Consider the following 21,550-nt stretch of genomic DNA (forward strand, 5'->3'; position numbering starts at 1 on the left):
CGATCCGTGTCAGCGGTAGTTGACGAACTGGAGGTCGACGTCGAGGTCGGCCGCCTTCAGCAAGCGCTGAACCTCCTGCAGGTCGTCACGCGACTTCGACTGGACGCGCAGCTCGTCGCCCTGGATCTGCGACTTGACCGACTTCGGGCCCTCGTCGCGGATGATCTTGCCGATCTTCTTCGCGTCCTCCGACGAGATCCCCTCCTTCAGCGTCGAGGTGATGCGGTACTCCTTGCCGGAGGCCTGCGGCTCGCCCGAGTCGAGGGACTTCAGCGAGATCCCGCGCTTGATCAGCTTCGACTGGAACACGTCGAGGATGGCCGCCGCCCGCTCCTCGGTGTTCGCCTTGATGAGGATGGACTCGCCGGACCATTCGATCGACGCGCCGGTGCCCTTGAAGTCGTAGCGCTGCTCGACCTCCTTGCGGGCCTGGTTGAGGGCGTTGTCCGCCTCTTGGCGATCGATCTTGGAGACGATGTCGAAGGAGCTGTCACTTGCCATGCCTTCAATCTACCCACCGCCCCGCGGACGTGTGCCCGAGCGCTAGCGTCGGAGCATGACGGGACCGTTCCTCTTCCATGCGGCCACGACCCTCCTCCCCGGGACCGACGCGCTCCTGCCCGCCTCGGCCATCGCGGCCATCGACGACGCGGCGTATCGGCGGATGATGGCCGCGTACGACGACTCGCCGGAGCGCCGCCGGCTGCGCGACACCGTGGTACCGGTGATCGGGCTGCGCTGGACCGAGGTCGTCTTCCTCTCTCCGATCCATCCGCACGCGTTCTGGTCCGCGTGGCGCGAGATCACCGGAGAGGAGTTGCCGCCGCGCGACTTCTGGGCGATTCCGCTGGATGCCGTGCCGCGCGACGCCGTCGTGTTCGATCGGACGACGAGCGCCGTCGGCGACCCGATCCACGACGCGGAGGTCGTCCCGCTCGTACGCGAGGCCTACCGGGCGAGTTCTCGGACGACCGACGCGAACAGAGCCTGGCTGCGCCGTCTCGCGGCGAGCGGGCGCCGCGGCGCCTGGTTCAACCTCACCCCGCACGTGCTGACGGCTCGCCCGGTGCCGCTGGACGGCGCGTCCACCGTCTCCTGGGACCGGCCACCGGGCATCTGAACCACCGACGCCCCCCGCCCGAGGGGCGGGCACCCTCGGGGATCACCTCGCGGTCACAACGCCGCGGGCACCTCGAAGAGGTGGAACCACCGCCCCGTCGGTCCGAGCCGCGTCCACACCGGGAGCAGATGAGGGTCGCTGACGTGGCCGTCGAACTCGACCTCGGTGATTCCACGGGCGGCGAGGACGTCGAGGGAGCGCCGGATGCATCCCTCGACGAGCCGCTCGCCGTCGGCGGTCGTCCGCGCCGTCGTCTCCGCCGTGATCACCGGCGGCGAGGTGTCGCTGTAGACGAGGCAGAGCGCGACCACCTCGCCGTCGCGGAGCGCCGCCGAACTGGCGTCCACATCGAGCTCGTCGGCGAGGTCCTCGTTGAGCGCGTCGGCGAAGTCCGGCGAGACGGGGCTCCAGTCCGCGTGGGTCCACGCGTACGTGGACGCGTTCGCGGCGCGCAGCTGCGCGTCGTCGAGGCTGCCCGCACCGACCACCGAGGGATGCGGCGCGAGGAGGGTCCGACGCCCGGTGTCTATCAGGGCCGGCGGCACCACCTGGATCGTCCGCGCCCCGAGTGCCCGCACGAACGCGGTGCGCTCCTCGTCGACGTACCCGCGGGCCATGAAGGGCAGGTCGTCGTGGCGTAGCGCGCTGAGCTGTGCGAACATCCGTCGACCCTCCCCCCGCCGGCGGTGCGCGGGGTCCACGGCGATCTCGAACCAGTAGCGATCTCCGTGCACGCGGGAGGTCCAGAGGATGCCGACGGCGCGGGCCTCGCCGCCGTCGACGTCGATCAGCGACCTCGTATGCCGGTCTCGCCAGCCGTCCGGGCGGAGCGGGATCTCGCGCATCCAGTCGGGGGCGGTGTCGATGGCATCCTGCGACAGTGGGTGGTAAGCCATGCCGACAACCGTGCCACAGGGGGCGGCGGGCGGCGGACGCCCTCCGTTCGGGGCGCGCTCGTAGACTGGACCGATGCTGCCGATGACCGAGGATCAGGTCCGTGCGGCGCTCGTGAACGCATCGGCGGACGAGCGCGCCCGGCTCGCAGTGCCGCTCTCGTTCGTCCTGGCCGACTGGGACCACCTCGACTTCCTCGCCTGGATCGACCCCGACACCCGCGGTCGCGGCTATGTCGTCGTCGAGCGCGGGGGAGCGCCGACCGGGGTCGTCGTGCGCGCGGCATCCGGTGCCCGTTCGCATGCCGCGATGTGCAACCTCTGCCACACGATGCAACCGGGGAACCAGGTCGCCCTCTTCACGGCGCGGCGCGCGGGCACGGCGGGCGATCGCGGAGACAGCGTCGGCACGTACATGTGCGCCGACCTCGGCTGTCACGAGAACGTGCGCCTGGCTCCCCCGCTCGCTCCCAGTGAGGTGCGCGCGAGCGTCGACCGCCGGATCGACGGCACCCGCCAGCGCGTGGAGGCCTTCGTCGAACGCGTCGTCGCCGCGGAGTAGAGCCGTTTCGCACGGCCGGGACGGGCGGATCGCGCCCTCGGTTTTTCGGATGAGCCGCGGACGGGTAAGATGATTGATCGCGCCTCCGCTTGGCTGGAAAAGCCGGTCGGGTGCGCCTGGCGAGTTACCCAAGCGGCCAAAGGGATCTGACTGTAAATCAGCCGTCTTCGACTTCGGGGGTTCGAATCCCTCACTCGCCACCCGGGAGAAATCCCAGACCAGCAACACAAAAGCGCCCCTCTCGGATTCGTCCGGGAGGGGCGCTTTTTGCGTTGACTCGCCGATTACTCGCCGTTTTGCGTGAAAAGCGAGTCCAGTACGGCCGCCGCATCAGGGCCGCGATGCACTTTCTCCGCGTAGTGCCGCTGGGTGACGATCGTGTCCGAGTGCCCGAGCTGCGCCGACGCCGCCTCGATGCCGAGCTGCTCGCGCAGGTGCGTCGCTACGGCCTTCCGGAACGCTTTCGGCGTGAGCGCCGCGTAGTCCGTTCCCTCGAGCGCGAGCTTCCACTGCCGGCGCAGGTTGTCCGGCCAGATCGGCGTGCCGACCCCCGATGGGAACACCAGCGAGGTGTACGACTCGACCCGCCGGCGCACGAGCATCCCGGCGACCGCGGGAGGCAGGAGCAGAAGCCGATTCGAGGACTCAGACTTCGGTACCGGCTGCAGCACGAGCTTGCCCGCGGTGTTCTTCGCGACAGTCTTCGTGACTTCGACGGTCTGGGGCGTCGTGTCGAGGGTCACGTCGGGCCATTCGATCGCGAGGACCTCGGACGTGCGCGCGCCGGTCGCGATGTACATGTCGGCGATGTCGCGGAGTGATCCGTTGCGGGGCCTGTTGTACTTCGTGGTGCCGGCGTCCCACGTGTGCAGGAGCTCACGGATCGTCGCGATGTCGCGTGCACGCAATGCCGTCACCGTGCTCCTCGCGCGAGCGGGAGCCGGCACCTCGCGGATTGGGTTCGCGTCGATCACGCCGTGGCGCACCGGGATCGCCAGCATGAGCTTGAGAACGAGCCTCGCCGAGCGTGCCGCGCCGGGGCCTCGCTTGTCGCGGACGCCGGCGATGTACCGGTCCATCCGCGGCACCGTCGCCTCGGAGATCCGCACGCCCTTGAGCTCGCGAGCGATGATGCTCGCGTTGCTCCGGTACTGGTTCTTCGTGCCGTCGGCGAGGTCGGACGCGTCGATCTCGGTCAGCCACTGCGCGCAGAGCTGCGCGATCGTCGTGTCGCGGCCGAGCTCGCTCTGCACGGGCGTGAGCCGCTGCTTGAGGGCCTTGATGAGGTTCCGCTCCGCTTCGGCGGGTGTCCGGCCCTGTCGCTGCATCGCGCGGGTGACTCCGTCGACGTCGCGGTAGCGGGCCACAGCGGTCTGCTTGCCGTCGACGACGGTGCGGCGGATCCGTCCCCACGTTTCGAGCTCGAGCGGCGGCCGGGCCATCAGTGGGCCCTTCCCGCGCCCGTGAGCGTCGATGGGGCGGCGCGGTGGTGTCGCGCTACCGTCGCGGCCTGAACGCCCGGCACGTGGTCGTGTGTGGTCGCCCGCGGGGTCATGCGACCTTCTCCCTGTGGTGCCACTGCCCTGCGCCCTGGCGAGGCTTCACGTAGACGGTGTCACCGACGCGGAGGAGCACACGCTGGTACGCCTCGATGATGCTGCGGACGACGCCGAGCTCGTGCGCGATCGCGCCTGCGTGGCCGTGGTGGATGGCCTCGGCTCGCCGATACGCGTCGTGCTTGATCAGCCGCAGCGCTGCCCACTCGTCAGCCCGCCGCTCCTGCTTCGCGTTCACGGGGCCGAAGGCGGAGGGCTCGTCACCGAAGACTGCGTGCGCGCACTCGTGAGCGAGCACGGATAGGTGCAGGCGAGCGGTCATCCCAGGGCGGAGCCGGATCACTCGCCGCTGGTGGACGTACTCGCCGTCGCGGTCCTCGGGCAGCTGCACGTACTCGATCCGCACTCCGAGCGCGTCGAGATCCTCGCGCAACGTGGCTTCAGGGTGCATCGGTGTCCTCTCCGCTGTCGGCATCGCGGCGGCGCGCGGCCGCAGGGAGATCCTCGTCGTTGCCGCTGACATCACGGCCGAACGCGGCTTCGATGAGTTCGCCGCGCGGGGCCTTGTTCGCGTCGGCTCGGCGGGAGAGCTCGATCATCAGCGAAAGACCGTCCCACTGGGGGACAAGGGACGCGAGCGCGTCGACGTCGTTGGTGTCGATCGCTCTCTTGCCGTTGACCCGCTCCGAGACGTACCCCTCGCCTCGTCCGAGCGCTTCGGCGATCTGGGCGCCCGAAACGCCGTGCGTTCGCATGAAGCCCTTGTACTCCGCGGCGAACGCGAGAGCGAACGGACTCATAGGGGGAAACTCTGCAGCCATGCCTTAGAGCTTGGCATATGCGCTATTCGCTTTGCAATTGCGAATCCCGCTTGACCGTCGCGATTCGGGTATGCGAAGCTTCGGATATGCGAAGCACTCAGGAAGCGGCAACAACAGCCATTCGGCTGCACCTGGCCGCTCGGAACAAGAACCAGTCGTGGCTCGCCGAGAAGCTCAAGCGCTCGGTGTTCTGGATTGGACGCCGGATGTCGGGCGACGTTCTGTTCGATTCGAACACGCTCGACGAGATCGCCCGGGTCTTCGGCGTGACCGTAGCTGAGCTGCTGTCCGCCGCGGACGCCGTGAAGGTGCCCAGCGCGGTCGAGGAAGCGGTGGCGTCGTGAGCACCGCGACCGTCGCGCGCACCGGGCCGGTGCTGTCCGCGAAGCGCGCTGCGGAGTACTGCGGGATCTCGGTGAAGACGCTCTACAACCTGCTGTCCCTGCGGCACGCCGGCGACGCCGATGCGGCGCCGAAGCCGTACAAGCACGGCCAGCTGACCGTGTTCTACTCCGCCGACCTCGACGCGTGGCTCAGCGGGCGCATCACAGACCCGGAGGCCTGACGTGAGCCTCCGCCGTCTGCTCGCCGCTGCAGTCGTCGTCGGCGTCGCGATCGCCTGCATGCCGGCAGCGCAGGCGCCCGGCATCAACTCCGCAGACCTGATCTGCATCCTCGCGCCCCTCGCACTCCTCACTGTGTGCGTTGCCCGGCGCCCCAAGACACCCGTCGAGGCTCCGAGCCGTCTTCCCCAGGACATCCCCAGCCGGGGCCTCGACGGGACCAACCAGGAAGGACAGGACCGATGACCGACAGCATCGCCCGACCCGCCATCACCCTCGAAGTCGCCCAGCATGTGCTCTGGCACTTCGGCGACACACGCCTCGGCCTCGAGCCCGGCGACTTCTGGAAGGCCCAGCTGGTCGCGATGACCCGCGCGGACCTGCAGAACCGCGCGCTGCTCGCCCTTGCGTTCCCGCAGCACGTCGCCGCGGTCGACGCCGTGAAGATGCAGCCGTGGGGGCTGGACTGGCTCCGCGGCATCGTCAAGGCGGATCTCGACGGCCGCGAGCGGGGCTTCGACTTCTCTGCGGCGGTGGCGTCGTGAGCGGCCGCGTGCGGGTGCGTGCGCCCCGGCTGTCCCAGAACCGTCCGATGCCGGCTCGTCGTGCCGTGTCGGGTCCCGTGGCGCGTCTCGTGCGCGTTCCGGCGTCGGGGCGCGCTGCGCAGGCTCTCGCCTCGGTGACCGGGCTCATCGCTCTGGCACTCGCTGTCGTCGGAGTCGGGGTGACGTCATGGCCGCTCTGATCGTGCACTCGCGTCGCGGGGAAGCCGCCGTCCGAGTCGAGACGCAGGACGAGGCCGAGCGCTACCAGGCGATCCTCGGCGGGGAGATCACGGACGGCGGTGACGAGTCGTGACCGTCGTCCTGGGAATCGACACGTCGCTGACCGTCACCGGGTGCGCCCGCGTCGACCTCTGCGTCGGTGCGGAGGGTCAGCTCGAGGCGCTCCGCTGGGAGACGTGGCGTGCCCGCTCCATCAACGACGGCGGCACGGTGCACGGGATGCGTCGGCGGATCCGAGTGATGCTGCGCGAGATCCTCGCGCTCGTCCCCGACTTCGTTGACCTCAGCGTCATCGAGGGTCCGTCGATGAACGCGAAGCACGCGGCGCTCGCTGACGAACGCTCCGGGCTGCGCTGGCTGCTGATCGATCAGCTGCTCGCCCGCGGACCGGTGGCGATCGTGCCGCCGGCGACCCGCGAGCTCCTCGCGGTCGGTCACGGGTTCGCGCGAGGAACGAAGTCCGCCGTGCGCAAGACGGCTGTCGTGGACGCGATCCGCGCTGCGGCGCCGACCGCGCACGTGCCCGACCACAACGTCGCCGACGCGATCGCCCTGGCGCTCGCGGGGGCGCACCAGCTCGGGATGCCGTCGCGGCTGAACGAGAAGCAAGCAGCGGCTCACGCGAAGGTCGCGTGGCCGGCGGACTCGGTCGCCGCGTAACGGCCGGAAGGGATGAGAGCACACATGGACATCAAGCCGACGAGCTTCGCGCGGGGCGTTCCCGCGGAGGAGCGGAACGGGTTCTACGGGATCGAGCAGGACCTCATCGAGGGCGCCGGCGGTCAGCAGATCGTCGCGGTGGTGACGTACTCGGTCGACGAGATCGTGCAGAAGCAGATCGCGGGGGAGCAGTACCCCGTGGTGAAGCTCACGCACATCGAGCCGTTGCACGTCGAGAAGGACATCGCGGCGGCGCTGAAGCTGCGCGACAGCGCGTACAAGACCCGCACGGGGATGAACGCGCTCGACCTCGGCGACTTCGACGACGACTCGCGGGGTGACAGCTGATGGCCCGCCCCGAGGCGGTCGAGGAGCTGCACGAGCACGAGCGCAAGGCGCACGAGTTCGTGAGGGCCGACCCGCAGTTCATCACCGCCGACATCGCGGTTGGCGCGGCGCTACTCACTCTGATCGACGTCGCGCGCAGGTCGCCCGTGTTCACAGTCGACGAGGACGGCCAGTTCCTGATCACGGTGCCGCTCACACCGGCCGAACTCGACAGCCGGCTCCGCTCAGCACAGCGGATCTGGGAGTACAACCGCGACGACTATGCGAAGGCCGCGGGCGACGTCACCGCCGTCGAGCAATGGCGACGCACCGCCATCGACTACTGGGCGAAGGGCGAGGGGTTGGACCCGATCGCCTGGGATGCGACCGAACTTGGGGCGGTGCTGTGATGCGCGCACGCCACTACTCCGCGCCCCGACCGCTGGTAGTCGAGCGCATGCGGGTCGAGTCGAAGCTCCGCCCCTCCGCGCGTGACCTCGCCGGTCCGCTCGTCGAGCGCATGCTCGCAAGCCGCCCGGTGATCGGCACCCGCGTGACCGTCCCGCCGGGCGCGAAGCCCGACAGCAAGGGCGTGATCCGCACGTCCACCGTCCCGATCTACGGGGCACCCGAATTCCGCAACGTCATCAACACCAAGGGAGAGCACGTCTGATGGGTACCCAGACCGAGATGAAGGGCATCAGCGCCGGCCGGTTCCGTCGCCGCCAGTTCGGGCGCGGCCACGCGTACTACCTCGACGGGGAGAAGCTCGACGGCGTCACCACGATGCTCGGCGACGGCGTCCGCAAGAAGGCCCTCGAGGAGTGGGCCGGGAACGTGACCGCCGACTACGCGGTCGACCACTGGGACGAGCTCGCCCTCATGCCCTTCTCGCAGCGCCTCAACGTGCTGAAGAAGGCGCGGTACGAGGTCCGCGACTCCGCCGCACGCCGCGGCACCGAGGTCCACCGCCTGGCGGAGCTCGTGCTCCAGGGCGCCGAGGTCGCCGTTCCCGACGAGCTCGCCGGGCACGTCGAGGCGGCGGTTCGGTTCATGGACGAGTGGCAGGTGGAGCACGTCGTCGCCGAGGCATCGTGCTGCAACATCAGCGAGCGCCTCGGCGGGACGCTGGACCTGATCTTCCGCTCGCCGCTGTTCCCGGGCCGCACGTTCCTGGCGGACTGGAAGACCTCGAAGGACATCTACGGTGAGGTCGCTTTCCAGCTCGAGGCGTACTCGCGGTCGGACTTCTTCCTCGATGCCGACGGCAACGAGCAGGCGATGGCTGCGCTCGGGATCACGGACCACGTCGCGATCCACGTGCAGTCGGACGCCTACACGGTGTACCCGATGGAGCGTGGCGAGCAGGTCTGGTCGATCACGAAGACGATCATCGAGAACACTCGCAACACTCGCGACTCGGATCGTATCCGCTCGCTCCGCGGCGACGCGATGTACCTCCCGGGGGCTGCAGCATGAGCGAGCAGCAGGAGCCTCCCGTGGATGAGCCGGGCACGGCGGTCGAGGTCCACCAGCCGGGCGGCCAGATGTCGGCGGGCGCTTCGGTGTCCGCGGGCGGGTCCGAGCACGGGTCGGAGGAGCTGCTCCGCTTCGTGCGCGACCTTCAGCTCGCCTACCAAGCCGCGCAGATGCTCGTGTCGACATCGTTCGTCCCTCAGTCCTACTCGGGCAAGGCGACCGAGGCCGCGGCGGCGATCGTCACCGGTCAAGGCCTCGGCCTGGATCCGCTCGCGTCCCTGCGCTCGATGGACGTCATCCAGGGAACGCCCGCGTTCCGCGCGATCACGATCCGCGCTCTCGTGCAGGCACGGGGGCACGAGATGTGGGTCGAGGAGTCGAACCAGCAGCGCGCGATCGTGAAGGGCCGGCGTCGCGGCTCCGACAAGGTCGAGACGTCGATGTGGGACATGGACCGCGCGCGCCGGTTGAAGCTCACGGGGAAGACGAACTGGCAGAACCAGCCCGAGGCGATGCTCGTCGCTCGCGCGACGACCGAGGTCGGCCGGCTGATCGCAGCCGACGCGCTACTCGGCATGGCGTACTCGATCGAGGAGCTCGAGGACGGCGTGGTGCCGGATCCGCAGCCCGCTTCCGAAGCCAAGCCGCGGGCGACGCGGACCGCTGCGCGCAAGCCGCGCCCAGGCGCCCAGTACCCCGGTGAAGCACCCGCGCTGGAGGAACCGGCGCCCATCGAGCCCGAGAACGATGACCCGCTGCAGCTAACACCTGAGGAGCTCGCCGAGCTCGAGGCGGAGGAGCCGCGGTGACCGCGGTCCTGACTCGCACGCCCGCAGCGGCTGTCCAGGCGGGCGATCGCCTGGACGCCGTGGCGGGTGAGCGTCCCCTCGTCACTCGCGTGACCCGCGGCGCGAACCGGCAGATCTACATCGCGACCGTGACTGCAGGCGGAGCGCCCGTCGTCGTCGAGCGGGACCCGGGCGAGCCGGTCTCGGTGTGGAGGGAGCGATGAGCGACCTCGATGTTCTCGACGAGACGGAGATCGTCTGGCCGAACGGTGATCTCGTGACTGTGCAGTCGATCGATGCCTGGTCGGAGCACGCTCGCTTGTCGGTGACGCCGGCGCAGCTCGCCGACGACGGTCAGGTGCGCGGGCCGGACTGGGTGATTCGTGAACTCGACCTGGTGTCGCACATGGCGGGGCAGATGGTCGTGGTCGTGAAGAACGCGGGCGCGCTGCGGCGGGTGCGGTCGCGGGCACTGAAGCATGCTCGCGCCAGATCTCGCGGCCGCCACCGCACCCTGAAGGGCACGGACCAGACCGCGGCCGTCGATCTGGACGTCGTCGACGAGCAGGCCGAGTACGACGAGGCAGCGATCGCGGAGGAGTACGCGCGTCACATCGCTGACCTCGTCGCGGAGCGGAAGTCGACCGTGCAGTCGATGGGGCGTCAGGTGGAGATCCTCTTCCGCGACGCCGCGAGGGGGCTGTGATGAGTGGCCGGTCGCGTGTGCTGAGCATCGTCGCGGAGATCGTCGGCGAACGCGCTCGACAGGACGAGAAGTGGGGCGAGCCGCACGAGGTCCCGAACGGCACCGGGCCGGGTGTGACGTTCCCCGGCGGGGACACCTTCCTCGAGCTCCGCGACGAGATCCAGGCGATCGTCGACGCTGCTGCACCGTTCGGCGCCTCGCGTATGTCCTGGGTGCTGCTCGAGGAGGTGTTCGAAGCCCTCGCCGAGAGCGACGACGCGCGCCTTCGCGAGGAGCTGATCCAGGTGGCGGCCGTCGCCGCGAAGTGGGTCCAGATCATCGACGCGAGAGCGGAGGGCTCGTGATGGGCGTCGGTGACTTCACCCCGGCGATCGTCCGGAAGGCGTTCTTCGAGCGCGAGCGCGAGGCGTGCTTCCTCTGCAGGCGGGGACTGCGCTGGGAGGGCCGCGGCGTGGAGTGGTCCGCGCACCACCGGAAGCCGCGGGGAGCCGGCGGCACCTCGGACCCCCGCATTGGGTCGATCGCGAACTGCCTCGTCCTGTGCGGGTCGGGCACCACCGGGTGCCACGGCCGGATCGAACGAAACCGCGAGGTCGCGCTGCGGGTGGGGCTCCTGATCCCCACGAACGCGACCACCGAGACTTTCGCGCCCACCGCTGTGCGGGTGCGGCGACTGGACAAGACGTGGTGGCTGCTCACAGAGAGCGGCCGCGCCGTCGAGGTAGAGGAAGGAATGCCGAGCTGATGGGCATCACACGAGGGCGGCTGTCGATCGACGAGCACTTCACCGCCGTGCCGAACGAGTGGGCGCGCGACGCGCGGCTGTCTCGGCGCGCACGGGGCCTGCTGGTCGAGGTCATGTCGCACCGCATCGGCTGGCACATCACCACCAGGTCGCTCGCCGGTGCGGGCCCGGAGGGTCGCGACGCGATCCGGTCGGCGATCGACGAGCTGCTCGAGTACGGGTACGTCAAGAGGTCGCAGTCGCGGGCGGCGGCGGGCAAGTTCGGCGAGATCGAGTACGAGCTGTGCGACCCGCCCACCGTGGCCGGGTTTGCCGACCGCGGTTCAGCCGTGGCCGGATTTGCCGTGGACGGTGAATCCGCCACAAAGAAGAACATCTCATCAGAAGACCATCCTGAAGAAGACCATCAGGAAGAGATCATGCTCATCGCAGCGGTCTCGTTCGAGGACTTTTGGGCGGTGTGGCCGCGCAAGGACTCGAAGCGGACGGCGCTCGCCGCATGGGGTCGCGCGGTCAAGAAGGTCGCCCCGGAGGTCGTGCTGCAGGCTGCATCCGCGTACGCGGCGTCCCCGTTCCTCCCGGAGCGGCAGTTCGTTCCCTACGCGGCGACGTGGCTGAACGGTGAGCGGTGGAACGACCCGCTGCCGGAGGCTCCTGGCAGTGCGCGCATGGGTCCCAACGACCGGCTCCGCGCGGGCATGGCGATGGGGGATCGTCTGCAGGCGGAGTACGACGCGCAGCGGGGGATCGGCGCGTGAACATCAGGGAGACCACGGACCTCCTGGTCCGCATCCAGATCATCGACAATCGGCGGTTCGAGGAAGCGACGGTCCTCGCGTGGCATGTGCTCGTCGGGGATCTCGACTACGCGGCCGCGGTGGAGGCGGTGCAGCTTCACTTCCGGGAGTCGACCGCGTACCTCGTGCCGGCGCACGTGCGGCAGGGCGTGGAACGGATCCTGCTCGCCGGGCTCGGTGCGCGCGAAGACGAGTTCGGGAACGTCCTCGACGTCGACGAGCCGGCGCTCGCTGCGCATCAGCGGCTCGCCGCGACGCGACGGGCGGTGACGTCATGACGGTCGTGATCGAGGCTCAGCGGGCAGGCGAGTGCGATGCCTGCGCGTTCGGCATCCGGCCTGGGCAGAAGATCTCGCCGACGCTCGACGGCGGGTGGGAGCACACGCGCTGCCCTGCTGAGCGCCAGACATGCCCGGTGTGCTTCACGCAGGTGTCGGTGTCGGGTGCGTGCATGTGCGGAGCGGTGTCGTGAGCACGCTGCTGGACGAGATCGAGACCTACGGCACGACGTGCTGGGAGCCCTTGTGCGAGTGGGAGGCGCCGGAGCGGTTCACCAGGTCGGAGGCCATGGCCGATGCCGACGCGCACCGCGACGGTGCTCACCCGTGGGAGTACGCGTGGAACTCAGGATCGACGCGCGAGCAGATTGGCGATCGCCGGGCCGCTGACGCCTGGTGCATGGAGCGTTTCGGGTGCCGTGCTGGCGAGGGGGATTGGGGTTCGCGTGTCGAACGCCGACGCCTCCCGCACGGGGTTTGGGGGCCGGTGTCATGAGCGACTACGACGACGCGTACGCCGACCAGGGGAGTCCCGCGCCCGTCTCGCCCGCGCAGCTCGCGGAGCGGTACGTGCTCGGCGCGATCATGGCCGACCCCCGAGTGCTCCGCGATGTGCAGGTCGTGCTCGTCCCGGGGGACTTCGAGGACCTCCGCCTCGGGAGCATCTACCGCGGTATCTGCGGGATGGTCGTCGCGAAGGAGGCGATCGACTACCTGTCCGTGTTCGACCACCTGGCCGGGTGGGACGTGCGCGGTGTGGACCTCTCCCAGCTGTCCGCGTGGTCCTCGGAGGTTCCGTCGACGGCGAACGTCGGCTACTACGCCCGGGCGGTCCGAGAGCGCGCGCTGGCGCGGTCGCTGGAGCGGGTCGGGCAGGGACTCGTCGGGACGGCCGAGCCCGCGGTGGCGCTCTCGAACGCGCTCACCGCGCTCGCCGAGATCCGCGATCGCGACACGGTCTCGTCGACGCCGGCGCGCACGCTTCGGGAGATCCTTGCCGTGCCGGAGGAGGAAGACACCTACGACTGGGTGATCCCCGATGTCGTCGAGCGTCGGGACCGCCTGATGCTCACCGCCGGCGAGGGTGTGGGCAAGTCGGTCATGCTCCGGCAGCTCGCCGTGCTGCCCGCAGCGGGCATCCACCCGTTCACGTTCGGGGTCATCGAGCCGATCCGGGCGCTCGTCGTCGACGTGGAGAACTCCGAGCGGCAGTGGCGCCGCGCGATCCGGCGCATGGCTGACCAGGCTGCGATCCGCGGCCCCCGCGACCCCCGCGACCACGTGGCCGTCGAGTTCCTCCCGAAGTCGGACATCACGCAGGCGCAGGTCCTCGGCGACATCCACCGGCGCATCGACGAGGTGCAGCCCGACCTGGTCGTCATCGGACCGATGTACCGGCTGGCCCCGGCGATGAAGGACGAGGAGGACGCGTCGCCGGTGCTCGCCGCGCTCGACACGATCCGGGAGCGCGGGGTCGCGATGCTCATCGAGGCCCACGCCGGCCACGAGACCGCCCGCAACGGTGTCCGCAATCTGCGGCCCCGCGGATCGTCGGCGCTGCTCGGGTGGCCGGAGTTCGGTCTCGGGCTGCAGAAGGACCAGGAGAAGTCGTCGTTCGGCGGGTTCTCGAAGTACTCGCTGATCCGTTGGCGGGGGGACCGGGACGCGCGCCCGTTCCCTGCGAAGTTCACGCGCGGACAGATCTGGCCGTGGGAACCACTGGCTGGCTACTGAGAGAGGGATGAGGGCATGGCACAGGCAACGAAGGGGCGACGGCTGGTCGACGCGGTCGATGACGTCGTGAGGGAGCTGCGGACAGCGAACGCGCTGGCGGCGCTCGCGCTGGGAGCGGCGGCGCTCGAGCACGACGCGAAGGGGGAGGCGTCACCTTCCGAGTCGACGAAGGCGCGCGCACAGGTTCGGAACGAGCTGCGTCGCGTGGCCCGTGAAGGGATCGAGATCTGGGAGAGGACGGATCGTGGCTGACCGTGTCGACCACACCCGCGAATCGCGGAAGACGATGGAGCAGACCCTGTCCTACGGGGACTACGGCGACGATGCCGGCGGCATCCTGTCGATGATCGCCGCTCAGGTGCACGCGACTCTGGCGCTCGTGGAGCAGCAGCGCATTGCCAATCTGATCGCACTCGCTGAGTTTGCCCGTCGCGAGTTCGGCAACTATGCGGGGGAGGCCGGCGGGTTCGGGACTCTGCTGTCGTACGGAGAGACCCCCGAGAGCAACATGCGGGTCCGTGACGACGTTGCGGCGGCGCTTGGCATCCGGGAGGTGTCCCGTGGCGATTGAGCAGCAGCAGACGATCACCCTCGCGACCGTCGAGGTCTCCGACGCGTACCAGGTCGAGCTGACCGTGCGCGACTCGCTGAGCGGTGAGCTCGCGACGGTGTCGCTCTCCTGGTCGCAGACGCAGGACCTCGTTGACGAGCTGCTCACGGCGCAGGGTGACGCGGTGACTGCGTTCTCGGAGGACGAGGCGCAGCGTCCCGTCGTCGTGCACGGGTTCGACCGTGTCGCGGTGATCTGCCGGGACTGCGCGGAGGGGAAGCACGGTGCGTGCATCGGTTCGGCGCACGTCGAGCGTGGCGACGACATCGACGAGGTCGACTGCCAGTGCGCCGCGCCCGGGCATCGGGGTCGGTCATGAGCGACTGGCCCTCGAACCTCACCGTCGCGCCGATTCGGGAGTGGCCCGGTGCGCTCACGCCGCGGCGCACGCCGTCGAACTTCTCGGCGTCATGGTCCGCGACACTCGCCGAGCTGTCCCGCGAGATGCGACACCTGAACGCGCGGAACGGGGAGCTGCTCGTCGCGGTCCGGCCCGACGACTTCCGCCGCGATGGCAAGCCGCGCGCGAACGCGAAACAGGAGCACCCGGGCGTGATCCTCAGCTTCGACTCGTCGGTCGGGCACCTCTCGTACCCGTGCGACACCTTCACCCGCTGGCAGGACAACGTCCGCGCGATCACGCTCGCCCTCGAGGCGCTGCGCAAGGTCGACCGCTACGGCGTCACGAAGCGGGGTGAGCAGTACCGCGGGTTCCTCGCTCTGGAAGCGACCGCAGCGCCGGAGGGATTCGCGACTGCCGACGAAGCGCTCGCGTTCCTCGGGGCGTTCATCGGCTTGGGTGTCGCCGAGATGAAGGTCATCCTCAGTGCGCCGGCGCGCGCTTTGCGTCGTGCGCAGCGCGACACGCATCCGGACTTCGGCGGCGATGCGGCGACGTTCCAGCGGGTGTCGCTCGCTGAGGCGAAGCTGCGGGCGGAGGGCCTGCTGTGAGTGCGCAGATCGTCGTCTGGACGAAGCCTTCTTGCCAGCAGTGCCGGATGGTGAAGTTCCGCCTGCAGGCCGCCGATGTGCCCTTCGAGGAGCGTGACCTCACCGACCCGCGCAACGCGAAGGACCTCGCGCACTTCGTCGGCCTCGGGTACCGGTCCGCGCCGATCACAGAGTTCGGCGAGCTCGCCGTGCCGGGGTTCGTGCCCTCGGAGATCGATCACGTCGTCGACGCGTGGCGGGCGGCGCAGCGGCAGGAGGTAGCGCGATGACAGTTCCCGTGCTCACTCCATTGGACTCGCCGATCTTCGATGACGACGTGATCGCGGAGATTGAGAGCCGTCTCGAGGAAGTCCCGCCCTGCGTGGTCTGCGCTGCCACCGCGGAGCTGCGGATCGAGATGCGCTGCTGCAACGAGGATGCTCTGCTCTGCAAGCCGTGCTTCCAGCGGTGGTGCGCCCAGGTCGCCGTGGCATCGGTGAGGTTCAACCTCACGTGTGCCCACTGCGGCGCCGATCTCTGGCGTTACTGCGACCTCGCCAACCTGGTTCGCGTGGTGCGGCTGTGAGCGCCGGGCCGATCCGCCAGGAGCGTCAGGCGCACGCGGCGCCGCTGGTGTCGACGTCCGCGAAGGACCGGGTGTGCGCCCCGGGCACCGCCGCGGGAAGAACTCTCGGCCGGTCGTACTGCGGCCGTTCGAAGGCGACGCGGGCGACGTCGTGGGTCGCGGTCACGTGCGCCGACTGCCGGGCCGCGCGCGCCGCCGACGAGGCGGTGGGCTGATGCCGCTCTCATTCCCACCGATCCGGCCCGTCGTCGTGAACGGCGCGACGAAGTGGCAGGCCACCTGCCGCACCTGCGGACAGGACGTCTGCAGCCGCCCCCAGGTCGTCAAGGCCGCCGTCGACGAGATGCGCCGGGCGCATGGGCCCGAGAAGCACTGCACGAGAGGAGAGACCCGATGACCGGCAAGCCCCGGACCTGCACCGAGAACGGCTGCACCGGCACGACCGTCGCCCGCCGACTGTGCCGAAAGCATTACCAAGCCGCGATGGTCGCGGGCACTCTCGACCAGCACGCGAAGCTCCCGCCACGCGTGAAGGACCCGAAGATCTGCCCGCCGGATCACCGACATGGAGAGGTCGGCACGTGCTACGTGCATCATCAGTGCCGCTGCGATGACTGCGTGAGCTCGGAGACACGCCGGAACTACCGGCGCCTGCAGCTGAAGGCGTACGGCCGATATGACACAGGCCTCGTCGACGCGGATCCCGTCCGCGAGCACCTGATCATGCTCGGCGAGTTCGGTCTCGGCTACAAGCGTGTCGCCGCGATCGCCGGCCTCGGTATCACTCCCGTCCGGAACGTGATCTGGGGGCGCCAGGATCCCGGCCCGCGGAAGGGCGAGATGCAGAAGCGCATCAAGCGCGAGACGGCCGAGGCGATCCTCGCGGTCAAGCCCGACATCTCGCTGCTCGCTGGGGGTGCCAGGATCCCGGCCCGCGGAGCTCACCGCCGCCTGCAGGCGCTCGTCGCGCGCGGATGGTCGCAGTCGAAGCTTTCCGATCGTCTCGGCCAGGGGCGCGGGAACTTCGGTCTGATGATGAATCGGGACCACGTCACCGCGGACCTCCACCGTCGCGTCGCGCAGCTCTTCGACGAGCTCTGGGACCAGCTTCCCCCGAACGAGGAGTGGCGTGACAAGATCGCGTACTCCCGGACGATCGCCTACGCGACCCAGCGCCGCTGGCTTCCGCCTCTCGCCTGGGACGACATCGATAACGACATCGAGCCGCCCGTTGCCGTCGAAGAGACCGACGAGGAAGGCGTCGATGTCGATGAGATGGCCGTCGAGCTCGCGATCTCAGGCGACCGCGTTCGTCTCACCCCGGCCGAGAGACGCGAGTGCGTTCGGCGGCTGCACGCTTCCCGTTGGTCCGACGGGCGCATCGCCGAGACCATCCACTGCGCAGACCGCACCGTGCTTCGCATCCGCGAGGAGCTCGGGCTCGAGGCGTTCGATCAGAGCGAGCTCCGCGAGCGGGGTGCGGCGTGATCGACATCGTCATCCCGGTCCGGCCGGGCCCGAACGAGGAACTGCGGTTCGCGCTGCGCTCCCTCATCAACGTCCCCCACCGTCAGGTGCACATCGTCGGCGCCGCTCCGTCGTGGGTCGACCGCTCCGCCGTGAGAGTGTTCCCGCAGCCGCGCGCCACGCAGAAGTCGGACACCGTCGCGGGGCATCTGCTCGCCGCGTGCGCAGACCCGGAGATCTCCGACCCGTTCATCCTGTTCAACGACGACTTCTACGTCACCGAGCCGATTCCCGCCGTGCCGGCTCTGAACCGCGGCCTCGTCGTCGACGTGCTCACCGAGTTCCACGACAGGGGTGCCGCGTCCGGGTACGTCGCGTCGATGGTCGACACCCGCCGCCGGCTGCTCGAGCACTTCGGCGTCGAACCGCTGTCGTTCGAGCTGCACCTGCCGATCGTCGTCGACAAGGGCCTCATGGAGGCCGCGATCGCGCTCGGTGAGGGCGTGCAGCGGTGGCACCGACGCACCGCCTATGGAGCCGTCGCCGGCATCACGGGCGAGCGCGCCGACGACGTGAAGGTGACCCGACCCTCCGACCGCATCCCCGCCGGCCCGTTCCTGTCGACGTCGGACGCGTCCTTCCGGTGGGTGCGCCCGATGCTCCGCCGCATCTTCCCGACCCCGGGACCGTACGAGAGGGGAACCCGATGAGGATCCTGACCATCCGCCAGCCCTGGCTCTGGGCGCTCGTCGCCGGCGTGAAGCCGGTCGAGAACCGCAGCCGCAACATCGCCGGCTCCTACCGCGGCCCGGTCGCGCTGCACGCCAGCAAGGGCCCGCACGACCACGTCGGGTTCTCGACGATCTTCGAGCTGACATCGGTGCGGTCACTCCCCCTCGTGTTCGGGATGATCGCGGGCGTCGCGGAGCTCGTCGACGTGCACCACGCGGACACGTGCGAGAACGACGCGGGCTGGTGCACGCCCTGGTCCGACCCGGAGTCCTGGCATCTCGTGTTCTCGGACGTTCGGGCGCTCCCCACGCCGATCCCGTTCACGGGTGGCCAGGGCCTCCGCAGGCTCGACGCCGAGACCGAGATCCGGGTGCTGGAGGCGATCGCGTGACGATTCCTCTCGACGCGATCGACCCCGACGCCGGCTACCGCTCGTGGATGCAGCGGTTCCTCTGGCATGTCGACCAGCTCCCCAACCTCGTCGAGGCGACAGGGACAATCGTCGTCGCCGCCCGCGGGGTCCGCGCCGCGCCGATCCAGGAGCGGCTCACCGGCGGCGGCTACGTCGACAACATGCCTCTCGTCGACGGGCCCGAATCGCGCAACGCGCGCGCGGTGTGGGACGCGACCCGCGCATACATCGCGAAGGCGAGCAGCCATCTCGGAATGGAAGGTCCGATCCTCCCGCCTGTGCTGCCCGACGATGTCCAGCTCGCCCGCGATTGGGCGTACGCAGCGAACGAATGGCTCGCGGCGATCGCGCCGCACATCCTCGCCTGGCCAGACCTCGACGAGCTCGAGGAAGCGCTCTTCCGGCTCATCAGGCGGGCGCGGGCCCGGGTCGACGCGGGCACAGTGCGCCGGGCGCGGCCAGAGCTGTGCGTGGTGTGCGCGCAGGAGGGCGTGCTCGTCGACTGGGTCGACGGGCCCGGGGGAACAGCGCAGCTGAGCAAGGTGTGCAAGGTCTGCGGACAGGTCTACAGCGAAGGAGAAGCAGCATGAACGACATCGTCAAGCCCCTGGGGCAGCAGGCTGGGGCGGAGATCGACTACGACGACGCGGAGACGCTCCGGGCGCTGTTCGTGGGCCACGCGACCAATCGCGAGACGGCGGTCGCTCGCTTGCTTGCTGTCGCACCGAATCCCCAGACCATCGAGTCACTGGCTGGACTGGTCGCGCGCTGCGACCATGCTCGCCTCACCGCGCTCCTGGAGCTAGCGGCAACGCAGGTCACAGCGGAGCAGCTCCGGGCGATCGCGCTCGGTGTGCGGATGGGGATCGTGACCGACGCCCGCCCGACCGATCATGAACCAACCGGACAGGAGCAGGAACGATGAAGCACGCACCATGCACCCATGAGCACCCAGCCCTCGCCCTCTCACTCCGCACCAGGACGCGACTGTGGGGGACATTCAACGTCGCCGTGGCGCTTCGCGGACGGTCCTGTGGGTGGGGGACGTGCGAGATGCCTCGACGCGTGTTCGTGGGCCGACTCGCGCGCCCGAAGCACGACACGGGGCTGCACTTCATCGAGGTTGCGACCCTCCGGGCCAGCGATGAGCGTGTGTGGCTGCGTATCGGCGACGCGCGCCCCGTGATCAGTCAGGAGCAAGGGCGATGAGCGACGCACACCAGAAGCTTGCCGTCGAGGATCAGCCACTGACCGAGGACGAGCGCCTCATCCGGGCCTGCGACTGGTCCGACTATCGCAAGGCGTACGGCTCTGATCCCGACCCGGAGAAGCACGGTCGCGACTTCCGGCTCTTCTGCGCAGGGTGGGACGCGGGGCGCCGTTCGGGTGATCCGTCATGAGCGCGCATCGTTTCCCGCCGAGCGGAAGCCCGCACGGGTGCTGCGGGGCATGTCTCGCGTGCCCGACGTGTGAGCCCGAGATCGTCGCCGAGCCATGCGCGGGCTCACCTGAATGGATGCGCATGACCATGACAGAACCAACAGAACGGGAGAAGTCATGAGCGATGAGAACGTGATCGAGGATGTCGCCGGGCTTGACCGACTCACACCTGGCGAGTGGGTGATCGACGCGGACGGCGACGCGCTGTGCCTCGTGGATACGCATCTCGGGTGGCCCCAGCGCATGTGGATGCCGAAGGCCAAGAAGGGCCGCGTCGGCATGGTCGTGAGCTTGGAGCACGCCCGGTTCCCTGTCGCGCTGGCGGAGATCGACCCGGAATACGTGTGCAAGCACGGCCGTGGCATGAACGAGTGCGGGCACTGCTACCTGTGCGGTGTCGTCGTCGGCGAGGCGAGCCCGCGATACTTCGACGCCGAGACCATGGCCGTGGTGCGCGAGGCGGGGCGGATGAACTCGGCGTACGACGAGGCCTGCCGTTCGGACGTCGTGAGCGATCCGACCGCCGGGGACTTCATGCTCGCGACGGCTCAGGCGCTTGGTCTGACACCACGTCAGCGCCGGGAAGCCATGGACCAGATGCAGGCCGCATCCGACCGCATCGAACGTGATCAGGAATCGGCTGATCCGTCGTTCTGCCCTCCGCTCGCTCCCGGCGAGGACGAGACGTGCACTCACACCCCGACGTGCCCGACCGGTTCGGCCGATCCGTCGTCAGACCTTCAATCCGCCAGCCCGAATGCAAGCGCAACGGGCTCGGCTAACAGTTCGGGAGGTTCGGAGTGATGCACGGCTTCTGGTGGAACGACAGCGGCTGGGCGCGGTGCGAGTGCGGCGAGTATCTGTGTGTCGTTGGGCGCTCCCTCGATCCAGTTGCAGTCGCCGTCGCTGACGGCGCGCTCATAACTCACCGGTCGGGTGATCCGTCGTGAGGTGCGTCGTCGTCAACGGGGTCACCTTCACCGTCACGAACGACTTCGACGAGACCGACCCCGACGCGATCGACTACCTTGCCTGGCTTGCCGAACGGTTCAAGGCGGGAGCCGCCGAGGCCCTTACCCCGGAGATGGTCGAACGCCAGGACGCGGCGCTCGCCCGGATCGTGGAACGCAACCGTCGACTCCGCGACGACCCGCATCCCGACGAGCACGTCGACCACGGCGGCTGGGAGGACCACTAGCGCATGCCGATGCTTACCTACCGCGAAGCCGCGAAGCGTGTCGGCCGCTCCCGCCGCGCGATCCGGTACTGGCGGCAGGACGGCATGCCGATGCAGTGGGAAACCCGTGACGGGCAACGCGTCCGCGTCGTCGACGAGAACGTGCTCCTCGCGTTCTGGCGTCAGCGGCTCCAAAACGACCCCGCACACCAGTACCGGCTCCGTAGGCTCCTAGCCGCTCAGGCGGCCGCACGGGACGCGACACGCCCGAATCTGCACGGGGTTTGACGGGGTAGTGGTTTCCGCCCCTAACGTCAGAGTCGGCAAGGTGTCGCGGGGAGCGGGAGACCTCTCGCCGGCCGGCCGACGAGCGCTTCACCTC

The 21,550-nt window shown here is 69.4% G+C and carries 44 protein-coding genes and 1 tRNA gene; 40 read left to right on the forward strand and 5 right to left on the reverse strand.

All coding sequences use genetic code 11. The features are described 5' to 3' along the window. Positions 1-9: 9 nt before the first annotated feature. Entirely contained in the window at positions 10-501 is a 492-nt protein-coding gene (locus WFI00_RS09290; protein ID WP_336632866.1) for a YajQ family cyclic di-GMP-binding protein, read from the reverse strand. Between the two features lie 55 nt (positions 502-556). On the opposite strand from WFI00_RS09290, the gene WFI00_RS09295 reads away from it, so the two are divergent. Further along, positions 557-1,120: a hypothetical protein gene (locus WFI00_RS09295; RefSeq protein WP_336632865.1), complete on the forward strand. Its 564-nt coding sequence runs from the start codon at positions 557-559 to the stop codon at positions 1,118-1,120. A gap of 53 nt (positions 1,121-1,173) precedes the next feature. Here WFI00_RS09295 and WFI00_RS09300 read toward each other — a convergent pair whose 3' ends face one another. Further along, positions 1,174-2,016 carry a GNAT family N-acetyltransferase gene (locus WFI00_RS09300; RefSeq protein ID WP_336632864.1) on the reverse strand — a complete coding sequence of 281 codons (843 nt, stop codon included), beginning with the start codon at positions 2,014-2,016 and terminating at the stop codon, positions 1,174-1,176. Positions 2,017-2,089: 73 nt separating this feature from the next. Here WFI00_RS09300 and WFI00_RS09305 point away from each other — a divergent pair, with 73 nt between their 5' ends. Together WFI00_RS09305 and WFI00_RS09310 are read left to right on the forward strand one after the other, a co-directional pair. Beyond that, a complete protein-coding gene (locus tag WFI00_RS09305; RefSeq protein ID WP_336632863.1) occupies positions 2,090-2,575 on the forward strand; it encodes an FBP domain-containing protein in 486 nt (161 codons plus the stop codon). Between the two features lie 118 nt (positions 2,576-2,693). Beyond that, positions 2,694-2,775, forward strand: a tRNA-Tyr gene (locus tag WFI00_RS09310). Positions 2,776-2,859: 84 nt separating this feature from the next. Here WFI00_RS09310 and WFI00_RS09315 read toward each other — a convergent pair. From WFI00_RS09315 to WFI00_RS09325, 3 genes are all read right to left on the reverse strand, one after another. Continuing rightward, positions 2,860-4,017, reverse strand: coding sequence for a tyrosine-type recombinase/integrase (locus tag WFI00_RS09315; RefSeq protein ID WP_336642282.1), 1,158 nt, complete (start codon positions 4,015-4,017; stop codon positions 2,860-2,862). A 109-nt stretch (positions 4,018-4,126) separates the two neighbouring features. Then, positions 4,127-4,582, reverse strand: coding sequence for an ImmA/IrrE family metallo-endopeptidase (locus WFI00_RS09320; RefSeq protein ID WP_336642283.1), 456 nt, complete (start codon positions 4,580-4,582; stop codon positions 4,127-4,129). Beyond that, positions 4,572-4,931, reverse strand: coding sequence for a hypothetical protein (locus tag WFI00_RS09325; protein ID WP_336642284.1), 360 nt, complete (start codon positions 4,929-4,931; stop codon positions 4,572-4,574). Before WFI00_RS09325 ends, WFI00_RS09320 begins: the two co-directional genes overlap by 11 nt. A 107-nt stretch (positions 4,932-5,038) precedes the next feature. On the opposite strand from WFI00_RS09325, the gene WFI00_RS09330 reads away from it, so the two are divergent. From WFI00_RS09330 to WFI00_RS09510, 37 genes are all read left to right on the forward strand, one after another. Further along, the gene (locus WFI00_RS09330) at positions 5,039-5,296 is read left to right on the forward strand and encodes a helix-turn-helix domain-containing protein (RefSeq protein WP_336642285.1); all 258 of its coding nucleotides are present in this window, start codon (positions 5,039-5,041) and stop codon (positions 5,294-5,296) included. Beyond that, positions 5,293-5,517 carry a helix-turn-helix transcriptional regulator gene (locus WFI00_RS09335; protein WP_336642286.1) on the forward strand — a complete coding sequence of 75 codons (225 nt, stop codon included), beginning with the start codon at positions 5,293-5,295 and terminating at the stop codon, positions 5,515-5,517. Before WFI00_RS09330 ends, WFI00_RS09335 begins: the two co-directional genes overlap by 4 nt. A 1-nt stretch (position 5,518) precedes the next feature. Beyond that, positions 5,519-5,761 carry a hypothetical protein gene (locus WFI00_RS09340; protein WP_336642287.1) on the forward strand — a complete coding sequence of 81 codons (243 nt, stop codon included), beginning with the start codon at positions 5,519-5,521 and terminating at the stop codon, positions 5,759-5,761. Then, on the forward strand, positions 5,758-6,060 hold the full coding sequence (locus WFI00_RS09345; protein ID WP_336642288.1) for a hypothetical protein: 303 nt from the start codon (positions 5,758-5,760) through the stop codon (positions 6,058-6,060). The genes WFI00_RS09340 and WFI00_RS09345 overlap by 4 nt, the downstream gene beginning before the upstream one ends. A 187-nt stretch (positions 6,061-6,247) precedes the next feature. After that, positions 6,248-6,373 carry a hypothetical protein gene (locus tag WFI00_RS09350; RefSeq protein WP_336642289.1) on the forward strand — a complete coding sequence of 42 codons (126 nt, stop codon included), beginning with the start codon at positions 6,248-6,250 and terminating at the stop codon, positions 6,371-6,373. Next, entirely contained in the window at positions 6,370-6,960 is a 591-nt protein-coding gene (locus WFI00_RS09355; protein WP_336642290.1) for a hypothetical protein, read from the forward strand. The genes WFI00_RS09350 and WFI00_RS09355 overlap by 4 nt, the downstream gene beginning before the upstream one ends. 24 nt (positions 6,961-6,984) lie before the next feature. Then, positions 6,985-7,308 (forward strand): hypothetical protein, encoded by a 324-nt coding sequence (locus WFI00_RS09360; RefSeq protein WP_336642291.1) that lies wholly within the window; start codon positions 6,985-6,987, stop codon positions 7,306-7,308. Next, positions 7,308-7,697, forward strand: coding sequence for a DUF7432 family protein (locus WFI00_RS09365; RefSeq protein WP_336642292.1), 390 nt, complete (start codon positions 7,308-7,310; stop codon positions 7,695-7,697). The genes WFI00_RS09360 and WFI00_RS09365 overlap by 1 nt, the downstream gene beginning before the upstream one ends. A gap of 47 nt (positions 7,698-7,744) precedes the next feature. Further along, a complete protein-coding gene (locus tag WFI00_RS09370; RefSeq protein WP_336642293.1) occupies positions 7,745-7,960 on the forward strand; it encodes a hypothetical protein in 216 nt (71 codons plus the stop codon). Then, entirely contained in the window at positions 7,960-8,766 is an 807-nt protein-coding gene (locus tag WFI00_RS09375) for a hypothetical protein (protein WP_336642294.1), read from the forward strand. The genes WFI00_RS09370 and WFI00_RS09375 overlap by 1 nt, the downstream gene beginning before the upstream one ends. Beyond that, positions 8,763-9,575: a hypothetical protein gene (locus WFI00_RS09380; RefSeq protein WP_336642295.1), complete on the forward strand. Its 813-nt coding sequence runs from the start codon at positions 8,763-8,765 to the stop codon at positions 9,573-9,575. The genes WFI00_RS09375 and WFI00_RS09380 overlap by 4 nt, the downstream gene beginning before the upstream one ends. Beyond that, complete coding sequence (locus tag WFI00_RS09385) at positions 9,572-9,778, forward strand: hypothetical protein (RefSeq protein ID WP_336642296.1); 207 nt, start codon at positions 9,572-9,574, stop codon at positions 9,776-9,778. Before WFI00_RS09380 ends, WFI00_RS09385 begins: the two co-directional genes overlap by 4 nt. Then, positions 9,775-10,260 (forward strand): hypothetical protein, encoded by a 486-nt coding sequence (locus WFI00_RS09390; RefSeq protein WP_336642297.1) that lies wholly within the window; start codon positions 9,775-9,777, stop codon positions 10,258-10,260. Before WFI00_RS09385 ends, WFI00_RS09390 begins: the two co-directional genes overlap by 4 nt. Then, positions 10,260-10,604, forward strand: a complete 345-nt coding sequence (locus tag WFI00_RS09395) for a hypothetical protein (RefSeq protein WP_336642298.1) — start codon at positions 10,260-10,262, stop codon at positions 10,602-10,604. The genes WFI00_RS09390 and WFI00_RS09395 overlap by 1 nt, the downstream gene beginning before the upstream one ends. Further along, positions 10,604-11,005 (forward strand): HNH endonuclease, encoded by a 402-nt coding sequence (locus WFI00_RS09400; RefSeq protein ID WP_336642299.1) that lies wholly within the window; start codon positions 10,604-10,606, stop codon positions 11,003-11,005. The genes WFI00_RS09395 and WFI00_RS09400 overlap by 1 nt, the downstream gene beginning before the upstream one ends. Continuing rightward, positions 11,005-11,763, forward strand: coding sequence for a hypothetical protein (locus WFI00_RS09405; RefSeq protein ID WP_336642300.1), 759 nt, complete (start codon positions 11,005-11,007; stop codon positions 11,761-11,763). Before WFI00_RS09400 ends, WFI00_RS09405 begins: the two co-directional genes overlap by 1 nt. After that, on the forward strand, positions 11,760-12,080 hold the full coding sequence (locus WFI00_RS09410; protein ID WP_336642301.1) for a hypothetical protein: 321 nt from the start codon (positions 11,760-11,762) through the stop codon (positions 12,078-12,080). The genes WFI00_RS09405 and WFI00_RS09410 overlap by 4 nt, the downstream gene beginning before the upstream one ends. After that, entirely contained in the window at positions 12,077-12,274 is a 198-nt protein-coding gene (locus tag WFI00_RS09415; RefSeq protein WP_336642302.1) for a hypothetical protein, read from the forward strand. Before WFI00_RS09410 ends, WFI00_RS09415 begins: the two co-directional genes overlap by 4 nt. Beyond that, entirely contained in the window at positions 12,271-12,576 is a 306-nt protein-coding gene (locus WFI00_RS09420; RefSeq protein ID WP_336642303.1) for a hypothetical protein, read from the forward strand. Before WFI00_RS09415 ends, WFI00_RS09420 begins: the two co-directional genes overlap by 4 nt. Continuing rightward, on the forward strand, positions 12,573-13,814 hold the full coding sequence (locus tag WFI00_RS09425) for an AAA family ATPase (RefSeq protein ID WP_336642304.1): 1,242 nt from the start codon (positions 12,573-12,575) through the stop codon (positions 13,812-13,814). The genes WFI00_RS09420 and WFI00_RS09425 overlap by 4 nt, the downstream gene beginning before the upstream one ends. Before the next feature lie 15 nt (positions 13,815-13,829). Next, positions 13,830-14,066 carry a DUF4148 domain-containing protein gene (locus tag WFI00_RS09430; protein WP_336642305.1) on the forward strand — a complete coding sequence of 79 codons (237 nt, stop codon included), beginning with the start codon at positions 13,830-13,832 and terminating at the stop codon, positions 14,064-14,066. Beyond that, a complete protein-coding gene (locus tag WFI00_RS09435) occupies positions 14,059-14,385 on the forward strand; it encodes a hypothetical protein (protein ID WP_336642306.1) in 327 nt (108 codons plus the stop codon). Before WFI00_RS09430 ends, WFI00_RS09435 begins: the two co-directional genes overlap by 8 nt. Next, entirely contained in the window at positions 14,375-14,743 is a 369-nt protein-coding gene (locus WFI00_RS09440; protein WP_336642307.1) for a hypothetical protein, read from the forward strand. Before WFI00_RS09435 ends, WFI00_RS09440 begins: the two co-directional genes overlap by 11 nt. Next, entirely contained in the window at positions 14,740-15,375 is a 636-nt protein-coding gene (locus WFI00_RS09445) for a hypothetical protein (protein WP_336642308.1), read from the forward strand. The genes WFI00_RS09440 and WFI00_RS09445 overlap by 4 nt, the downstream gene beginning before the upstream one ends. Then, entirely contained in the window at positions 15,372-15,644 is a 273-nt protein-coding gene (locus WFI00_RS09450; RefSeq protein ID WP_336642309.1) for a glutaredoxin family protein, read from the forward strand. Before WFI00_RS09445 ends, WFI00_RS09450 begins: the two co-directional genes overlap by 4 nt. Continuing rightward, complete coding sequence (locus WFI00_RS09455; protein WP_336642310.1) at positions 15,641-15,940, forward strand: hypothetical protein; 300 nt, start codon at positions 15,641-15,643, stop codon at positions 15,938-15,940. The genes WFI00_RS09450 and WFI00_RS09455 overlap by 4 nt, the downstream gene beginning before the upstream one ends. Next, positions 15,937-16,155, forward strand: a complete 219-nt coding sequence (locus WFI00_RS09460; protein WP_336642311.1) for a hypothetical protein — start codon at positions 15,937-15,939, stop codon at positions 16,153-16,155. Before WFI00_RS09455 ends, WFI00_RS09460 begins: the two co-directional genes overlap by 4 nt. After that, positions 16,155-16,337 carry a hypothetical protein gene (locus tag WFI00_RS09465; protein ID WP_336642312.1) on the forward strand — a complete coding sequence of 61 codons (183 nt, stop codon included), beginning with the start codon at positions 16,155-16,157 and terminating at the stop codon, positions 16,335-16,337. Before WFI00_RS09460 ends, WFI00_RS09465 begins: the two co-directional genes overlap by 1 nt. Positions 16,338-16,558: 221 nt before the next feature. After that, a complete protein-coding gene (locus WFI00_RS09470; protein ID WP_336642313.1) occupies positions 16,559-17,428 on the forward strand; it encodes a hypothetical protein in 870 nt (289 codons plus the stop codon). Further along, on the forward strand, positions 17,425-18,117 hold the full coding sequence (locus WFI00_RS09475; RefSeq protein ID WP_336642314.1) for a hypothetical protein: 693 nt from the start codon (positions 17,425-17,427) through the stop codon (positions 18,115-18,117). Before WFI00_RS09470 ends, WFI00_RS09475 begins: the two co-directional genes overlap by 4 nt. Beyond that, on the forward strand, positions 18,114-18,530 hold the full coding sequence (locus tag WFI00_RS09480) for a hypothetical protein (protein ID WP_336642315.1): 417 nt from the start codon (positions 18,114-18,116) through the stop codon (positions 18,528-18,530). The genes WFI00_RS09475 and WFI00_RS09480 overlap by 4 nt, the downstream gene beginning before the upstream one ends. Next, a complete protein-coding gene (locus WFI00_RS09485; RefSeq protein ID WP_336642316.1) occupies positions 18,527-19,141 on the forward strand; it encodes a hypothetical protein in 615 nt (204 codons plus the stop codon). Before WFI00_RS09480 ends, WFI00_RS09485 begins: the two co-directional genes overlap by 4 nt. Then, the gene (locus WFI00_RS09490; protein WP_336642317.1) at positions 19,138-19,476 is read left to right on the forward strand and encodes a hypothetical protein; all 339 of its coding nucleotides are present in this window, start codon (positions 19,138-19,140) and stop codon (positions 19,474-19,476) included. Before WFI00_RS09485 ends, WFI00_RS09490 begins: the two co-directional genes overlap by 4 nt. 280 nt (positions 19,477-19,756) lie before the next feature. Then, positions 19,757-19,951: a hypothetical protein gene (locus tag WFI00_RS09495; protein ID WP_336642318.1), complete on the forward strand. Its 195-nt coding sequence runs from the start codon at positions 19,757-19,759 to the stop codon at positions 19,949-19,951. Positions 19,952-20,108: 157 nt separating this feature from the next. After that, positions 20,109-20,795 (forward strand): hypothetical protein, encoded by a 687-nt coding sequence (locus tag WFI00_RS09500; protein WP_336642319.1) that lies wholly within the window; start codon positions 20,109-20,111, stop codon positions 20,793-20,795. A 142-nt stretch (positions 20,796-20,937) separates the two neighbouring features. Further along, positions 20,938-21,189: a hypothetical protein gene (locus WFI00_RS09505; RefSeq protein WP_336642320.1), complete on the forward strand. Its 252-nt coding sequence runs from the start codon at positions 20,938-20,940 to the stop codon at positions 21,187-21,189. Between the two features lie 9 nt (positions 21,190-21,198). After that, positions 21,199-21,456, forward strand: a complete 258-nt coding sequence (locus WFI00_RS09510; protein ID WP_336642321.1) for a hypothetical protein — start codon at positions 21,199-21,201, stop codon at positions 21,454-21,456. The last annotated feature ends 94 nt before the right edge of the window (positions 21,457-21,550 follow it).

Source organism: Microbacterium sp. MMO-56, from assembly GCF_037146215.1.
Lineage (GTDB): Bacteria > Actinomycetota > Actinomycetes > Actinomycetales > Microbacteriaceae > Microbacterium.

Bases quoted from the DNA above. Each gene is read 5' to 3' on its own strand.
- WFI00_RS09345 (WP_336642288.1), top strand. From the start codon at position 5,758: ATGACCGACAGCATCGCCCGACCCGCCATCACCCTCGAAGTCGCCCAG.
- WFI00_RS09320 (WP_336642283.1), bottom strand. From the start codon at position 4,582: ATGCACCCTGAAGCCACGTTGCGCGAGGATCTCGACGCGCTCGGAGTG.
- WFI00_RS09330 (WP_336642285.1), top strand. From the start codon at position 5,039: ATGCGAAGCACTCAGGAAGCGGCAACAACAGCCATTCGGCTGCACCTG.
- WFI00_RS09400 (WP_336642299.1), top strand. From the start codon at position 10,604: ATGGGCGTCGGTGACTTCACCCCGGCGATCGTCCGGAAGGCGTTCTTC.
- WFI00_RS09315 (WP_336642282.1), bottom strand. From the start codon at position 4,017: ATGGCCCGGCCGCCGCTCGAGCTCGAAACGTGGGGACGGATCCGCCGC.
- WFI00_RS09445 (WP_336642308.1), top strand. From the start codon at position 14,740: ATGAGCGACTGGCCCTCGAACCTCACCGTCGCGCCGATTCGGGAGTGG.
- WFI00_RS09465 (WP_336642312.1), top strand. From the start codon at position 16,155: ATGCCGCTCTCATTCCCACCGATCCGGCCCGTCGTCGTGAACGGCGCG.
- WFI00_RS09495 (WP_336642318.1), top strand. From the start codon at position 19,757: ATGAGCGACGCACACCAGAAGCTTGCCGTCGAGGATCAGCCACTGACC.
- WFI00_RS09360 (WP_336642291.1), top strand. From the start codon at position 6,985: ATGGACATCAAGCCGACGAGCTTCGCGCGGGGCGTTCCCGCGGAGGAG.
- WFI00_RS09370 (WP_336642293.1), top strand. From the start codon at position 7,745: ATGCGGGTCGAGTCGAAGCTCCGCCCCTCCGCGCGTGACCTCGCCGGT.
- WFI00_RS09510 (WP_336642321.1), top strand. From the start codon at position 21,199: ATGCTTACCTACCGCGAAGCCGCGAAGCGTGTCGGCCGCTCCCGCCGC.
- WFI00_RS09365 (WP_336642292.1), top strand. From the start codon at position 7,308: ATGGCCCGCCCCGAGGCGGTCGAGGAGCTGCACGAGCACGAGCGCAAG.
- WFI00_RS09430 (WP_336642305.1), top strand. From the start codon at position 13,830: ATGGCACAGGCAACGAAGGGGCGACGGCTGGTCGACGCGGTCGATGAC.
- WFI00_RS09380 (WP_336642295.1), top strand. From the start codon at position 8,763: ATGAGCGAGCAGCAGGAGCCTCCCGTGGATGAGCCGGGCACGGCGGTC.
- WFI00_RS09490 (WP_336642317.1), top strand. From the start codon at position 19,138: ATGAACGACATCGTCAAGCCCCTGGGGCAGCAGGCTGGGGCGGAGATC.
- WFI00_RS09350 (WP_336642289.1), top strand. From the start codon at position 6,248: ATGGCCGCTCTGATCGTGCACTCGCGTCGCGGGGAAGCCGCCGTCCGA.
- WFI00_RS09390 (WP_336642297.1), top strand. From the start codon at position 9,775: ATGAGCGACCTCGATGTTCTCGACGAGACGGAGATCGTCTGGCCGAAC.
- WFI00_RS09500 (WP_336642319.1), top strand. From the start codon at position 20,109: ATGAGCGATGAGAACGTGATCGAGGATGTCGCCGGGCTTGACCGACTC.
- WFI00_RS09415 (WP_336642302.1), top strand. From the start codon at position 12,077: ATGACGGTCGTGATCGAGGCTCAGCGGGCAGGCGAGTGCGATGCCTGC.
- WFI00_RS09395 (WP_336642298.1), top strand. From the start codon at position 10,260: ATGAGTGGCCGGTCGCGTGTGCTGAGCATCGTCGCGGAGATCGTCGGC.
- WFI00_RS09295 (WP_336632865.1), top strand. From the start codon at position 557: ATGACGGGACCGTTCCTCTTCCATGCGGCCACGACCCTCCTCCCCGGG.
- WFI00_RS09305 (WP_336632863.1), top strand. From the start codon at position 2,090: ATGCTGCCGATGACCGAGGATCAGGTCCGTGCGGCGCTCGTGAACGCA.
- WFI00_RS09375 (WP_336642294.1), top strand. From the start codon at position 7,960: ATGGGTACCCAGACCGAGATGAAGGGCATCAGCGCCGGCCGGTTCCGT.
- WFI00_RS09455 (WP_336642310.1), top strand. From the start codon at position 15,641: ATGACAGTTCCCGTGCTCACTCCATTGGACTCGCCGATCTTCGATGAC.
- WFI00_RS09300 (WP_336632864.1), bottom strand. From the start codon at position 2,016: ATGGCTTACCACCCACTGTCGCAGGATGCCATCGACACCGCCCCCGAC.
- WFI00_RS09290 (WP_336632866.1), bottom strand. From the start codon at position 501: ATGGCAAGTGACAGCTCCTTCGACATCGTCTCCAAGATCGATCGCCAA.
- WFI00_RS09325 (WP_336642284.1), bottom strand. From the start codon at position 4,931: ATGAGTCCGTTCGCTCTCGCGTTCGCCGCGGAGTACAAGGGCTTCATG.
- WFI00_RS09425 (WP_336642304.1), top strand. From the start codon at position 12,573: ATGAGCGACTACGACGACGCGTACGCCGACCAGGGGAGTCCCGCGCCC.
- WFI00_RS09480 (WP_336642315.1), top strand. From the start codon at position 18,114: ATGAGGATCCTGACCATCCGCCAGCCCTGGCTCTGGGCGCTCGTCGCC.
- WFI00_RS09405 (WP_336642300.1), top strand. From the start codon at position 11,005: ATGGGCATCACACGAGGGCGGCTGTCGATCGACGAGCACTTCACCGCC.